The following is a 13331-nucleotide window of genomic DNA, read 5'->3' as shown; positions in this document are numbered from 1 at the left end:
TCATCGGTCTTGGAGCCGCATTTCTGACTCTCCTGCGCCCCGCGCGTCCGCACCCGGCTCGTCCGTGCACGGTTCGCCTGCACGCCGTTTGTCCGCACACCGTTCCCCTGCCACCCCTCTCCTGGCACCGACCGATAGAGAGGCACCCGCCTCGTGAGCACCCCCGAAGGCCCCGCCATGTCAGGTCCTGCGTCCACGAGCCCGACGGGCGTCCCGTACAGCACGCTGATCTGGCTCGCCGTGGCCACCTTCACCACCGGCATCGACGGCTACGTCCTTGCCGGCCTGCTGCCGGACGTCGCCGCCGACCTCGATGTCACCCCGGCCCTCACCGGGCAGCTCGTCTCCGTCTTCGCGCTGACCTCCGCGGTGGCCGGGCCGATCCTCGGGGCCACCACCAGCGGCTGGGAGCAGCGCCGCGTGATCATGGCGGCCCTGTCGACCTTCATCGTCGGCAACCTGCTCAACGCGATCGCCCCCACGTACTCGCTCGCCCTCGGCGGACGCGTCATCGCTGCGCTCGGCGGGTGCCTGCTGGGCGCCGCCGTGACCGGGTACGTCGTGCACCTGGTGGCGGAGCGGCATCGGGGCCGGGCGCTGTCCTTCGTGCTCGGCGGCTGGATGACCGCCACCGCGCTCGGGGTGCCCGTGGGCCTGATCCTCGGGCAGACGAGCTGGCGATTCCCGCTGATCCTGGTCTCCGCGGTCGGGGTCATCGCCCTGATCGGGATCGGGCTGCGCCTGCCCCCGCTGCGCTACCCCTCCTCGACGCTGGCGGCCCGGCTGAAGCCCCTGGCCCAGCCTCGCCTCGTGGCCGGGCTGCTGGTCTCCACGGGGGTGCTGTGCGCGAGCTATACCTGCTTCACCTATGCGGTGCTGATCCTGGAGCCGACGCACCCGGCCGGCTGGATGATGATCGTGATCATGTGCGCGCACGGCGTGGCCAGCATGGTCGGCAACGCGATCACGGGCCGGCTCGTGGACCGCTTCTCCCCGGTGCGGGTGCTCACCGTCATCCTCTGCGGACTGCTCGTGAACGCCCTGTTCGGAGCCCTCGCCTTCGAGCTCGCGGCGCCGGTCGCCTTCGCGGTGCTCAGCCTGGTCTGGTTCGTGCTCGCCGGCATCGGCAACGGCGGCCACGCCGTGCCCCAGCAGGCCCGCCTGGCGGCGATGGCCCCGGGAACCGTCGCCGTGGTCATGGCCCTGAACGCCAGCGCCGTCTCGCTCGGCGGCGCGCTGGGCGGGGGCGTGGGCGGGATCGCGCTGACGACGGGTCTCGTGCCCGGGCATCTGCCGCTCGTCGCGGCCGCCGTTCTCGCCATCACACTGCCGCTGCACCTGCTGGTGGCCCGGTGGTCACGCGCAGGGTCAGCGGCAGCGATCGACCCATCTCCCGCGGGCTGAGCCGCCGCACCTTCCCTGCAGCTCTCAGCCCCTCACCCTCACCCCTCACCCCTCAGTCGCGGTGCGCCCAGAGGTCCCGCAGCAGCGCGATCTCGGCGAGGTGGTGGATGAGCTCGCGATTGATGTGGGCGACGAGGGTGGCGCGGGAGTACTCGGCCCACGGCCCTTCCGCCTCCCCCACAGCGACCTGGAGGTCCTCCGTGCTCCAGGAGCGGACGCCCGTGATCCAGCGGTCGTACCCGGCGTCGAACTGGGCCAGCGCCTCCTGGGCTGTCGCCGCGTACTCCCAGGTCATGTAGTCCGCCGGCGGCCCGTCGAAGTGGGCGTTGGTGCGTGCTCCGAGCACACCGACGATGATGTGCCCGAGGCGCCACGCGATCGTGGTCAGCGGTGTGGGTTCGGGCTCGGGGAACTCGAAGTCGATGACCATGTCCCCGCTGCCGCCCTGGATGGACGTGGGCGGCGCCAGGCCCTCGGGTGTGCGCGGGTGAACGGTCCAGGCGGTCCCGTCGGCCGTGGCGTCAAAGAAGTACTCCTCGTCGCTCAGCCCTTCGAGCCGTGGCCGCAGGAACTCGCGGACATGGAACTCGATCTGATCGATCAGGACGGTGGGCAGGTCCCCGTCTTTTCCCGGGACCGGGTCGCCGCTCTCGGTGGGTGCGTCGCTGCTGGTCATCGTGCTCTCCTCCTGGGCATCAGTCGTCGGCCGTCAGTCGTCGGCCATCGATCCTCGGCGGTCGCGATCCCGTCCCTCGGGCCCGGGCTCACCAGCCCTCGGGCGGCCAGGTCTGCCCGGCGGCGAGGGCGTTGAGCTCGTAAGTGGTCCTGCCGTCGATGCTCTCGCGGAGGATGTCCGCGTGGCCGGCGTGGCGGGCATTCTCCTCGACCAGGTGCAGGGCGTACCACCGCATGCTCCAGCTCGTGCGGCCCTCGAACCAGGGCTGGTCGGGCATCGGGCCCCGGGTCTCGGGATCGGTGCCGCGGATGGCGTCCGCGAGGTCCTGGCCCGCCGCCTGGAGCAGCTCGGTCAGCGACTCCGCGGTGTCCTCCTCACGGGCGGCCTCCGGGGCGAGGCCGCCTTCGGCCTGGTACCGCTCCGGCGCGCGGTCGGGGGCCGATCCTGCCTCGGGGGCCGCGGCGATGGTCCGCGCCGCGGTCTCCGCCATGAGGAGGACGTGCCGGGACAGCGCACCGAGGCTCATCCCCGAGGCGCTCGGGACCTGGCGGAGCTGCTCGGGGCTCAGGCCATGGAGGGTGGTGGCGACCTGCTCGACCTGCTGCTGGGCGAAGGTCGCGAGGTTGTCGAGCTCGTCGGTCGTCTCTGCGGTGAGAAACGGCATGGGTCTGTTCTCCTTCGGTGCGGGCTGCGGGTGTCCGCGATGCCCTCCTGTGCGGTCGAGAACCACCTTCCTCCCCGAAGCGGACAGCTTCTGTCCGCAAAGACGGGCAGACTCGTCCCATGAGCAACGTGACCACCAGAGCCCTGCGACTGCTCGCCCTGCTGCAGTCCCGCACCGTGTGGACCGGCCCGGAGCTGGCCGGCGAGCTCGACGTGACCGAGCGAACCGTGCGCCGGGACGTGGACCGGCTGCGCTCGATGGGCTACCCGGTGCTCACCTCGGCCGGGCACGGCGGCGGCTATCAGCTCGGCGCCGGGCGGGAGCTGCCGCCGCTGCTGCTGGGCTCCCAGGAGGCGGTGGCGGTCGCCGTGGGACTGCGGCTCGCCGCCGCCTCGGGCCTCGAGGGGCTGGACGCCGAGGCGCTGCGGGCGCTCGCAGCCCTGGACCGCATCCTGCCGCCGACGGTCCGCTCGGAGGTCTCCGCCGTCACCGACGCCCTGGGCGTGGTGGCCCGGCCCGTCCCCGCCGCGAGCGCCGCCGTGCTGATCGCCCTGGCCACCGCGGTGCGGGACGGGCTGCGGGTGCGCCTGGACTACGAGAAGGGGAACGGCGAGCGCGGGGAGCGCCGCATCGAGCCGCGGCGAGTGCTCTCGGTCGACGGGCGCTGGTACCTGTTCGCCTGGGACCTGGACCGCGAGGACTGGCGCACCTTCCGCCTGGACCGCATGCACACCGTGCATCCCAGCACCTTCCCGATCACGCCGCGGCCCACGCCGGACATCGAGGCCACCGTGCGCGAGTCGATCACCGTGGGCGGGTACACGACGGCGGTGGTCGCCCGCATCCGTCGGCCGCTCCACGAGGTCGAGAAGCTCACCCCGGTGCGGGCGGCGACGGTCACGGCCGACGGCGAGCACGCGTGCATCGTGCGCGCCGGATCCGACAGCGGAGATCTGCGCTGGGTGGCCATGCACCTGATCAGCCTGGGCGGACCGATCGAGGTGATCCAGCCGCCCGAGCTGCTCACCGTGCTCCAGGAGATCAGCACCTGGTCGGGCGCCGCCACTCTGGCGGCTGACGCCCGCTGAGCCGCGTTCCTCGGGGCAGAGGCTCGTCTGGACCGGAGCTCAGAGGACGAGCAGTGCCAATGCCGAGACGACGGTGAGCACCAGGATCAGCTTCTCGAAGACCGCCTGCGGGATCCGCCGCGCGATCTTCGCCCCGCAGTACGCGCCGATCAGCACGAGCGGCACCAGCATCAGGTCCATGACCAGGGTCTCGCGCGTGATGAGGCCGAGGCCGGCGGAGAAGGGCAGCTTGATGACGTTGACGATCGCGAAGAACCAGGCGGAGGTGCCCAGGAACGTCAGCACCGGCATCCGCATCGCGTAGAAGTACATCGACATCACCGGGCCGCCGGCGTTGGCGACCATCGTGGTGAAGCCGCCCAGCACCCCGTACCCGGCGCGGCTGAGCGCGACCCCGGCGCCCGACGGGGCGACTGCCGGATCGGTCGCGTCGCCGGCGTCCGCGGCCGCGGACGGATCCGCCGACTTCTTCACGCGAGCCGAGCGCCGCCGCCACACGGTCACCGCGATCAGCACCAGCAGGATCACGCCGATCGTGGTGCGCACGGTGTCCCCGCCCACGGTCGCGAAGAAGATCGTGCCGAGCACGATGCCGATGAGCACGCTGGGGATCAGTCGCACCAGCGTGCGCACGTCGGGCTCGCGCCGATAGACCCATAGCGCGGTCGCGTCGCCGACCATGAGCAGGAGCAGCAGCGCGGCGGTGGATTCCTTCGCCGGCAGGGCGAGCGCGAAGAGGCCGACGGCGATGGTGCCGCCGCCGGGCATGGCGGTCTTGGACAGGCCCACGACGAGCGCACCGATCATCACCAGCACCCAGGTGGCGGCGCCGAGGGTGGGGATCAGGGCAGCGAGGTCGGACACGAGAACTGAAGCTACCAGTGCAGAACATCGCGCCCCGCGCCCGTCCGCGACCCGGGTGCCGACGACCAGATCCAGCGAGCCAGAGGACTGCCGCGTTCTGCCACGGCCGCAAGCGGCCCGAATGGGCGCAGAACAGTGGCATTTGCGTGGCATAGGGGTAGCCATGCGGGGACAAGTCCGAGTATCGTAGAGGGCATAGACCTCAGAACGGAGGCACCCATGGTCCCCACGACATCCTCTGCCGCACCCTCGACCGGTGCTGGTGCGATCCATGACTCGGCCTACCGTCGTGCGATCGCCCTGGACATCCGGGAGCTCACCCGGCGCCTGAACGCCTCGCTGGGTGGAACGCTGGTCTCGGCTCTGGCCGGCTCCTCCGATACGAAGTCCTCCCATAGGTGGGCGAAGGCAACAGGTCCTCAGCCGCGACCGGAGACCATCAAGCGCCTCGTCTTCGCCTACGAACAGTGGCAGAAGGTGGCCGAGGCGGAGGGGGAGCACGTCGCTCGGGTGTGGTTCATCGGAGCGAACCCCTGGCTGGGCTATGACACTCCGGTGAATGCAATCCGCGAAGGTCGCCTCCCGGAGGTGGCGACGGCCGCTGAGGCGCTGGTCGACGACACGTTCAGCGGCTGACGCGCGCTCATGCCCGCACCAGATGAGCGGATCTGTTCGCGGACCGGGCTCGCCCTCGTGGCGAGCCCGGTCTCCGCTCTGCGCATCGCCCGCGAGTCCTACGGCCCTCTCGACCCCGTTGCTCGAGCTTCGAACAGCGGCCCTGAGGCGTGGAGCCGGTACGACACACCCGGGCGGACGATCTACGCGTGCGCTGACCGGGTCACCGCCTATATGGAGCTGCTGGCGCCGTACCGTACCGACGTCAGCAGAGAGCGCCGCGCTCTCCAGCCGATCGCGGACGCCCTCGGGAAGAATCTCGACGAGCTCTGGCGCGACATCGTCGCCGAGTGGGACGAGACCGGGTCGATGAAGGCCAGCTGGCTCCCCCGCACCTTCCGGGAAGGGAGGCGGGTCTATGCCCTCGCATTTCCGGCTGGCTCGTGGATCGACATCACGGCCACCGAGACGATCACCGCCCTCGAGGACTTGCACGAACATCCCTGGCCGACGGCCGACGGCGAACTCGAGGAACCTCTGACGCTCGCTCACCTCACCGGGGACGACCGGACACTGACAACTGCGATCGCCCGCGTGCTTCGTGATGAGGTCACTCTCGACGACGGAACGCGCCCCCTGGGGGTCAGGTTCCTGTCCAAGCACGGACACCCGGCCACGGGCACGGGGCTCTGCTGGGCGTACTGGATGCGCGATGTCGACAGCGGGGTGCCGGAGCCTACAACCATCACGCACCACGCCTCGATCGGGGAGCACGACCCCGATCTCGCAGCAGTACAGGCCTACTGCAGGATCAGGGCTCGCTGAGCTCGCCGATCGGGACGAGGCAGGGCCTCCATGCATCGCCGCAGGGCACCAGGACCTGTGCCCTGCTCCTCGGCATCCGGGACGGCAGGTGCCCTCAGGCGATCCAGCCGAAGTGGGCGACGCCGGAGCCGTCGGCGCCGGCACGAGCGGAGCTGATCACGATGGCCATGGCGGCGGAGCCGGGGTCGATGACGCCCTTCGAGGCGTCGCCGACGTAGCTCGCACGGCCACGGCGGGCGGTGGTCTGCGCGGTGGCGGTGGCCCCCGCGACAGCGGCATCCTCGGCGGCGAACAGGGCCTCGACGGCGCTGGTCTCGGGATCTGCCTCGAGGGCCGCGCGGAGGGCGGCGACGGCCGGGTCGAGGGAGTCGATCATCGTCTTGTCGCCCACCTTTGCCTCGCCGTAGCGCTGCACGGTGGCCTGGCCGGCGGCGAGCGCATCGGCGAACTGTGCCGCGGTGGGCACACCGGCGTCTGCGGCGCCCGCGTCGCCCTCGGCGCCGGATTCCTCCCCCGCCTTCGCCAGGTCGCGGAAGAACATGCCGAAGAGGGGCCCGCTGGTGCCGCCCACGCCGAGCCACGCCATGTACAGCGCGGTCAGGTACTCGCGGTAGCTGCTGGGCTCGTCAGCCTCGAGGTTCGCATCGAGGTGCTTCATCGCGGTGCGCACGTTGGTGCCGAAGTCGCCGTCGCCGGCGCGGCGGTCGAGGTCGCCGAGGTCGTCCGCGGCGCCCTCGAGGGCTTCGCGCAGGGTGAGCACGAACGCGCGGCCGAAGCCTGCGGGGAGGGTCCTGCTGGGGGTCTGTTCAGTCATGAGTGTGTTCCTTACCAGGTCAGGGCGGGGGTGTGGACGGGGGCGTCCCAGAGGCGGCGCAGCTCGTCGTCCAGCGGCATGAGGGTGATCGAGACGCCGTGCATGTCCAGGCTGGTCACATAGGAGCCGACGAGGGAGCGGCCGATCTCGATGCCCGCCTCGCCGAGGCGGTGGTGCAGGGCGCGGGCCACGAGCTGCAGCTCGAGGGGGTAGGTGGAGCCCAGGCCGTTGACGATCGCGAGGACCTGGTCGCCGCGGTGCAGGTCGAGCTCGGCCAGCAGCGGCTCGAGCAGCAGGTCGGTGAGCCCGTTCGCGTCGGTGAAGGCGGCGCGCTTCGCGGCGCGCTCCCCGTGGATGCCCACGCCGAGCTCGATCTCGTCGTCCTCGAGGTCGAACTGGGGGCGGTCATCGCCCGGGTGGGTGCCGGCGGCGAGCGCCAGGGACATGGTGCGGGCCGACGCGGCGGCACGGCGTCCGATCGCAGCGACCTCGGCGAGGCTCGCGCCCTCCTCGGCGGCCGCTCCGCACACCTTCTCGACGATCACGGTGGCGGCGGTGCCGCGCCGGCCGGGGCCGTCGCCCCCGCTGTCGGTGGCGACGTCGTCGTCCACCAGCACGATCTCGGTATCGATCGCGTCGTCGCCGCTGATCTCTCCCGCGATGCGGAAGTTCAGCACGTCGCCGGTGTAGTTCTTGACGATCTGGACCACGCCGCGGCCCGCGTCGGCCGCCTTCGTGGCCGCCAGGACCTGCAGCGCGGTGGGGCTGGCGAACACGGCGCCGGCGACCGCGACGTCGAGCATCCCGGTGCCCACGAACCCGGCGTGCAGCGGCTCGTGGCCGGATCCGCCGCCGCTGACCAGGCCCACCTTGTCGCGGGCGGGCTGCTTGCGGCTGAGGAAGCGGTGCTCGGCGTGGAGCTCGAGCTGCGTGGGGTGGGTGAGGGCGAGGCCTTCGAGGGCCTCCGGGATCAGATCGTCCGGGTCATTGAGGATGCTGCGACGCATGGGCGCTCCTTGGCTGGGCACGGGGTCATGGCCAGGCTACGCCGGGACCTGTGATCGCTTCTCATGGTTCCGTGCACATCGAACTCCGTGCACACCGACGACCGGCCCGTCCCGACTTCCGAGGCTCGTGGCCTAAGGTCCGGGATATGCGACTTCTCCTCATCCGCCATGGCCAGACCCCGAACAACATCCTCGGGGCGCTCGACACCGGGCGCCCCGGTGCCGGGCTGACGGATCTGGGCCGTGAGCAGGCTCGGGCGGTCCCCGCCGCCCTCGCCGCGGAGAGCATCGCCGGCCTGTACGTGTCCCCGCTGGTGCGCACCCATGAGACGGCCGCGCCGCTGGCCGAGGCGCTCGGTCTCGAGGCCCGCGTCACCGAGGGGCTCGAGGAGATCCTCGCCGGCGACGTCGAGATGTGCCGGGACGCCGAGGCCGTCGAGGCCTACCAGCAGACCCAGGCGATCTGGGGCGGTCGCGACTTCGACCATGCCCTGGCCGGCGGCGAGGACGGGCACACGTTCTGGGCCCGCTATTCGGGGGCGCTGCGCGAGATCGCCGCGCGCCATCCGGAGGAGGCGACGGTCGCGGTGGTCAGCCACGGGGCGGCGATCCGGGTGTTCGCGACGCTCGCCGCGGACCTCGAGCCGTCCACCCGCGACGGACGCCCCCTGCACAACACGGGCATGGTCGCGCTCGAGGGCCATCCGGACCAGGGATGGCGGCTCATCGACTGGATCAATGGTCCGCTGGGCGGCGCGCACCTGCTCGGCGACATCCGCCATGACGTGACGGCCGACGAGAACGCCGACGCCGCCGTCTGACGCACGCCGCGGAACCCCGAAGGCCGCCGCAGCCCCGTCATATGCGGGGTCTCGGCGGCCTCTGTCACGGCTGGCCCAGTCACTGCAGGCCCTGTCCCGGCAGGCCCTGTCGCGGCAGGCCCTGGCCCGGCAGGCCCTGACCCGGCGGACTCTGCCGGGTCAAGGTCACCAGCGCGGGTGGATCGCCTCGCGCAGCAGCTCGTCGTAGGTCTCCCGCACGGCGGCGTCGAACGTCTCGAGCACGGTCTGCTGCTCGGCGGTCGGCTCGCTGCCGGCGGCGGCGTTGCGCTGCGCCTGCGTGGCGCTGCTGGCGCCGGGGATCGCGGCGGTGACGCCGTCCTGGGCGATGATCCAGCGCAGGGAGGCTTCGGGCAGCGGCATCGCACCGTCGAGCGCCTTCTCGAGGCGGGCCACGGCCTGCAGCCCCACCTCGTAGTCGACGCCGGAGAAGGTCTCGCCCTGGTCGAAGGCCTCGCCGCCGCGGTTGAAGTGGCGGTGGTCGTTGGCGGCGAAGGTGGTGGACGGGGAGAACTTGCCCGTGAGCAGGCCGGAGGCGAGGGGGACGCGCGCGATGATCGCAACGCCCTTCTCGCGGGCCTGGGGCACGACCTCGTCCAGCGGCTTGAGGCGGAACGGGTTCAGGATGATCTGGATCGAGGCGAGGTGCTCGCGCTCGAGGCTGATCAGCGCCTCTTCGCAAGTCTCGACGCTGACGCCCCACGCGGCGATCTTCTTCTCCTCGGCCAGGGTGTCGAGCACGTCGAACACCTGGTCATCGCGGTAGATCGCGGGCGGCGGGCAGTGCAGCTGCACAAGATCAAGGGTGTCGGTGGCGAGGTTCTGCCGCGAGCGCTCCACCCATGCCCGGAGGTTCTCCTCGGTGAAGGACTCCGGGGCGAAGGGATCCGCCCGACGTGACGCCTTGGTGGCCACGAACAGCGGGGCCGACGGGCCCTCGGCACTCGCCGCGCGCTGACGCATCTGGCCCACCAGACGCTCGCTGCGGCCGTCCCCGTAGACGTCGGCGGTGTCGAAGAAGGTCACGCCGGCCTCGCGGGCCGCGTCGAGCACGGCGTTCGCGGACTCGTCGGAGACGTCGCCCCAGTCGGCGCCGATCTGCCAGCAGCCCTGCCCGATCACGGACAGCGGTCGGCCCAGGCGGGAGGGGGTGCGGTACTGCAGGGACATCATCGACCTCAGTTCGTCAGGGCGCCGCTGAGCAGCGACGCCAGGTGCACGTCCCAGTCTTCCAGACGGCGACCGAGCGCGGGAACTGCTCCGCGGCCGGGGGTAGCCTGCAAATATGGATATTGACCAGGCGATCGTGCAGTGCAGCAAGGGCGCCTACTACGAGACCGTGTGGTTCCCGCTCGTATCGTTCACAGCCATCCGCCTCGGCAACCGCCGCTTCCAGAAGTGCCCGGTGCACCAGCGCTGGGAGCTCGCGCGGATGGTGCCCGAGGAGGAGTGGACCGACGAGGTCGTCGCCGAGGCCGCCAAGCACCACGACTCGAACATCGCCTGACACCTGCGGGCCCTGGCCGTCCACCCAGCGCCTATCCGCCGGGGCTTCTAGGATCGATGCATGCAGTCGACGCTCTCTGTGGTTCCACGGACCCATTGGATCAACGGGTGGTTTCTCCGGGTCTTCGCTCGCCCGGCTGCCCTCGTCGATGGGACCGAGCACTCCGGCCGATGGGGGCGGCCGACGGACGTTCACGTCGAGCCCGGACTCCATACAGTCGCCGGCGGTGCCCGCTACCGCGGGACGACCGGACTGCTCGGGCTCGATGAGACGGAGGTCGAGGTGACCTCGGGCCGACGACAGCTCGTCATCGCGAGGAACGGGTTCCTCAACCACCAGCCCTTCACGGTGGATGTCCCTCACCAGACGTAGGCCCGCCAGGCATCACACGAGGGCCCCTATCCATCGTGTCTCCCCATCGACGACAACGTCCGACGGCATCATGCCGAGGCGCTCGGCGACCCGCTGAGACGCCTCGTGGTCTGGATGAATGTGAGCGATGACCCGCGTGACTCCTCGAGTTCGAAGGCCGTCCGCGAGAAGCTGCACGTCGCGACCTGCATATCCGAGCCGTTGCCACGGGTGACCTATCACCCAGGAGATCTCTATCGGCTGATATTCGACCGGGATGGTCGCCTGCACGAAGCTGACAGCTCGTTCGCTCTACCCGACGACGATGTCGTCGAGCCACTCCTCGGTCCCGTTGGCAGACCCGCCGAGCGTCTGGATTGCATACAGCCTTTCGAGGCTGAGATCCTGAAACGCTGCCCCCACTGGACCGCAGCACTCTCCAGCGAAACTCGAGGGCACGAGCGCCAGATCCATGGATAATAGCTGCATGCAAACCGACCCAGTCTCCTCGCTCCCCTTGGAGCAAGATAATGTCAATGAAGTTCGCGTCCCTCGCTTTCTCTGGCAATACGCAAACGACCACTCCCTCTTGAGCGAAGCCGCCGATGATTTGCGGAGATATCTTTTAGAACTGGCCAGCTCCGCCAGTATATCCATCCACACCATTGAAGCTCGCGCGAAGAGCCTTGTTTCCTACAAAGAAAAATCCCAAAAGACCAACGACCAGGACGAATACAAATACTCCGATCCGGGAGCTCAGATAACCGACTGCATTGCCGCTCGAGCCATTCTCTTTACCTCTCGCGCCCGGGCAGATTTAGCAGGCCTTATCAGTGAGCGGACGGTGGTCAATCAACGCCATAACCCAGGCGACGAAAAATACAACGGCTACGATAGTGAGCATTTTATAATAACGTCGCTCGACGATCACGGCGATCGTTCGCGTTTCGCCGCATTGTCGACGTTTCTCGACCAGTATCCGGGGCTCGAGATACAGCTTAGGAGCGTGGCCGGCCACGCCTGGGCGGAGTACGAGCACGACGTGCGGTACAAACCAGGCGCCTATGCCGAATTGCCGAGCAGCAAGAAGCGGCAGATCGACCAAAAATTCATCGAAGCTGGCGGCATGCGGCGCGTTATGGACTCCCTCTTCAACGACATTCAGGAGATTCTATATCCCTTTGAGCCCGAAGATGCCGTTGAGAGCGACCCTGCGAGACTAACGGAAGACCTCGAAGGCGAGGAGAGCCAGGTCACTACTGATGCGCTTACGACTGAAGCGCTTCTTGATTTTGCGATGGAGCGATTCCCTAACTCAAAACCCGGCCCTGCTTCGTATTTTGAACGCATGCATTCGCAGCTCGATCGACTCGAGGTGAACACCATTGCAGACCTCAGTTCCGCGCTTTCAGCAGTGGAGTCCGAAGAGGTATTTAGCTTTATGGACTATCCTAGGCCGCCCACTTGTGCGCGACGCCTAGACGACGAACTCTTGGCTGCCTTCGGCGCCCGTTACGCCGACCAAGCGACGGAAGAGGATCGATCACAATTGCTGCGCCTTCGCCTGCGTCGCGTCCGCGGCAAGTTCGCGATCTATTCCATCATTGAAAACGACACGGCCTCCCGGGCGGTCCCTGCGGCTCGAGCAGTTCGTGATTTGGCGGCCATTGTTGCAAGAGAGGCAGGTATTGAAGCGGCCACCATTGCAGATGCAATTAGTCCGCAGCGAGATGACTTGCGGCCTTCTTCGCATCCGCGCCCGGTCAAGACTCCCCAAGGAGTGCTGTTTGTGGCCACGAACCTGAGCCGAAGGTGGGCCGAAAACATAATGCGACAACTTGTCGACGCCGCCAACGGCTACAATGTGGCGATCGACCGCGCTGGAGACAAACTCTTTTAAGTCGTCGCACGAAGCTTGCCCGCGCGCCCTGAAACCGGCGAAACGTAAACGCACGGCTATTTGTGACCAGTCCCAGGGAGCGCGCCTTAACGCGCCTAAAGTCGGTGAACGGCTTGACATCTTGGACGCTACGGCCCGAGCAGCTCGGCTGCGGGGAAGTAAGTCGCCGCCGGGGGCGTTGTCCCAACAGGTGCTTCGCCGTCCGGCGCCACCTCCTGACGAAAGGTGCCTCATGCCCATCCCGCTCTCGATCCTCGACCTCGCCACCGCCGCCCGCGACCAGACCGTGGCGCAGGCCCTGAAGGGCACGGTCGCCCTGGCCCAGAAAGCGGAGGAGACCGGATATGAGCGGGTCTGGTACGCCGAGCACCACAACATGCGGTCGATCGCGTCCTCAGCCACCTCGGTGCTGATCGCCCACGTCGCGGCGCACACCAGGACCGTCAGGCTCGGCGCGGGCGGCATCTGTCAAGCCCCGGTTTTGGTGGAGGGTCGGTTATCTGGCGTTGAGGGTCTCGGGGAGCGGTTCGGGAACGGTCGTGGAGGAGGCGTCGCGGAAGGCCTGCGGTGTGAGACCGCCGAGCGAGAGATGGGGCCGGAAGGTGTTGAACCAGTGGACCCATTCCGCGGTCGCGATCTCGACGTCGTCGATGCCCTTCCAAGGACCGAGGTTCCGGATGACCTCGGCTTTGAACAGCGAGTTCAGGGCCTCGGCCAGCGCATTGACGCTCCTATAGTTGTCAACTCGCGATTTCGCCGGTGCGGGGGTTGACCTTG

The 13331-nt window shown here is 69.1% G+C and carries 15 protein-coding genes and 1 pseudogene; 8 read left to right on the top strand and 8 right to left on the bottom strand.

What is annotated here, in order from left to right; all coding sequences use genetic code 11:
- Positions 1–177: 177 nt before the first annotated feature.
- Positions 178–1404 (top strand): MFS transporter, encoded by a 1227-nt coding sequence (locus INT49_RS15535; protein WP_193118664.1) that lies wholly within the window; start codon positions 178–180, stop codon positions 1402–1404.
- Positions 1405–1456: 52 nt separating this feature from the next.
- Here the strand turns inward: INT49_RS15535 and INT49_RS15530 are convergent, their stop codons facing one another.
- Positions 1457–2080 (bottom strand): DinB family protein, encoded by a 624-nt coding sequence (locus INT49_RS15530; RefSeq protein WP_193118663.1) that lies wholly within the window; start codon positions 2078–2080, stop codon positions 1457–1459.
- Between the two features lie 88 nt (positions 2081–2168).
- Positions 2169–2744, bottom strand: coding sequence for a mycothiol transferase (locus INT49_RS15525; RefSeq protein ID WP_193118662.1), 576 nt, complete (start codon positions 2742–2744; stop codon positions 2169–2171).
- Between the two features lie 119 nt (positions 2745–2863).
- Here INT49_RS15525 and INT49_RS15520 point away from each other — a divergent pair, with 119 nt between their 5' ends.
- Positions 2864–3832, top strand: coding sequence for a helix-turn-helix transcriptional regulator (locus INT49_RS15520; protein WP_193118661.1), 969 nt, complete (start codon positions 2864–2866; stop codon positions 3830–3832).
- 39 nt (positions 3833–3871) lie between these two features.
- On the opposite strand, the gene INT49_RS15515 is transcribed toward INT49_RS15520, so the two are convergent.
- The gene (locus INT49_RS15515) at positions 3872–4696 is read right to left on the bottom strand and encodes a sulfite exporter TauE/SafE family protein (protein WP_319021651.1); all 825 of its coding nucleotides are present in this window, start codon (positions 4694–4696) and stop codon (positions 3872–3874) included.
- Between the two features lie 219 nt (positions 4697–4915).
- Here INT49_RS15515 and INT49_RS15510 point away from each other — a divergent pair, with 219 nt between their 5' ends.
- Both INT49_RS15510 and INT49_RS15505 read left to right on the top strand, forming a co-directional pair.
- A complete protein-coding gene (locus tag INT49_RS15510; protein WP_226850691.1) occupies positions 4916–5332 on the top strand; it encodes a hypothetical protein in 417 nt (138 codons plus the stop codon).
- Between the two features lie 9 nt (positions 5333–5341).
- Positions 5342–6136: a hypothetical protein gene (locus tag INT49_RS15505; protein WP_193118660.1), complete on the top strand. Its 795-nt coding sequence runs from the start codon at positions 5342–5344 to the stop codon at positions 6134–6136.
- A 94-nt stretch (positions 6137–6230) separates the two neighbouring features.
- Here the strand turns inward: INT49_RS15505 and INT49_RS15500 are convergent, their stop codons facing one another.
- Together INT49_RS15500 and INT49_RS15495 are read right to left on the bottom strand one after the other, a co-directional pair.
- Complete coding sequence (locus INT49_RS15500) at positions 6231–6950, bottom strand: DAK2 domain-containing protein (protein ID WP_193118659.1); 720 nt, start codon at positions 6948–6950, stop codon at positions 6231–6233.
- An 11-nt stretch (positions 6951–6961) separates the two neighbouring features.
- A complete protein-coding gene (locus INT49_RS15495) occupies positions 6962–7957 on the bottom strand; it encodes a dihydroxyacetone kinase subunit DhaK (RefSeq protein ID WP_193118658.1) in 996 nt (331 codons plus the stop codon).
- 146 nt (positions 7958–8103) lie between these two features.
- Between INT49_RS15495 and INT49_RS15490 the strand changes: the two genes are divergently transcribed.
- Complete coding sequence (locus tag INT49_RS15490) at positions 8104–8778, top strand: histidine phosphatase family protein (protein ID WP_193118657.1); 675 nt, start codon at positions 8104–8106, stop codon at positions 8776–8778.
- Between the two features lie 165 nt (positions 8779–8943).
- Here INT49_RS15490 and INT49_RS15485 read toward each other — a convergent pair whose 3' ends face one another.
- A complete protein-coding gene (locus INT49_RS15485; protein ID WP_226850699.1) occupies positions 8944–9966 on the bottom strand; it encodes an aldo/keto reductase in 1023 nt (340 codons plus the stop codon).
- A gap of 115 nt (positions 9967–10081) precedes the next feature.
- Between INT49_RS15485 and INT49_RS15480 the strand changes: the two genes are divergently transcribed.
- Positions 10082–10303, top strand: coding sequence for a hypothetical protein (locus INT49_RS15480; RefSeq protein ID WP_226850689.1), 222 nt, complete (start codon positions 10082–10084; stop codon positions 10301–10303).
- Positions 10304–10687: 384 nt separating this feature from the next.
- Here the strand turns inward: INT49_RS15480 and INT49_RS21655 are convergent, their stop codons facing one another.
- Positions 10688–10945: a GNAT family N-acetyltransferase gene (locus tag INT49_RS21655; protein WP_193118655.1), complete on the bottom strand. Its 258-nt coding sequence runs from the start codon at positions 10943–10945 to the stop codon at positions 10688–10690.
- Positions 10946–11141: 196 nt separating this feature from the next.
- On the opposite strand from INT49_RS21655, the gene INT49_RS15470 reads away from it, so the two are divergent.
- Together INT49_RS15470 and INT49_RS15465 are read left to right on the top strand one after the other, a co-directional pair.
- The gene (locus INT49_RS15470) at positions 11142–12554 is read left to right on the top strand and encodes a nucleotidyltransferase family protein (protein WP_193118654.1); all 1413 of its coding nucleotides are present in this window, start codon (positions 11142–11144) and stop codon (positions 12552–12554) included.
- 232 nt (positions 12555–12786) lie between these two features.
- Positions 12787–13020 (top strand): annotated as a pseudogene (locus INT49_RS15465) (LLM class flavin-dependent oxidoreductase); the annotation flags it as partial.
- A gap of 30 nt (positions 13021–13050) precedes the next feature.
- Here the strand turns inward: INT49_RS15465 and INT49_RS21650 are convergent.
- Positions 13051–13233 (bottom strand): integrase core domain-containing protein, encoded by a 183-nt coding sequence (locus INT49_RS21650; RefSeq protein WP_404801952.1) that lies wholly within the window; start codon positions 13231–13233, stop codon positions 13051–13053.
- Positions 13234–13331 lie beyond the last annotated feature (98 nt).

The sequence above is a fragment of the Brachybacterium tyrofermentans genome, from assembly GCF_014897585.1.
GTDB classification, from domain to species: Bacteria; Actinomycetota; Actinomycetes; order Actinomycetales; family Dermabacteraceae; genus Brachybacterium; species Brachybacterium tyrofermentans.
The sequence above is the reverse complement of the archived record's forward strand: the minus strand, read 5'-3'. Positions and strand labels throughout refer to the sequence as shown.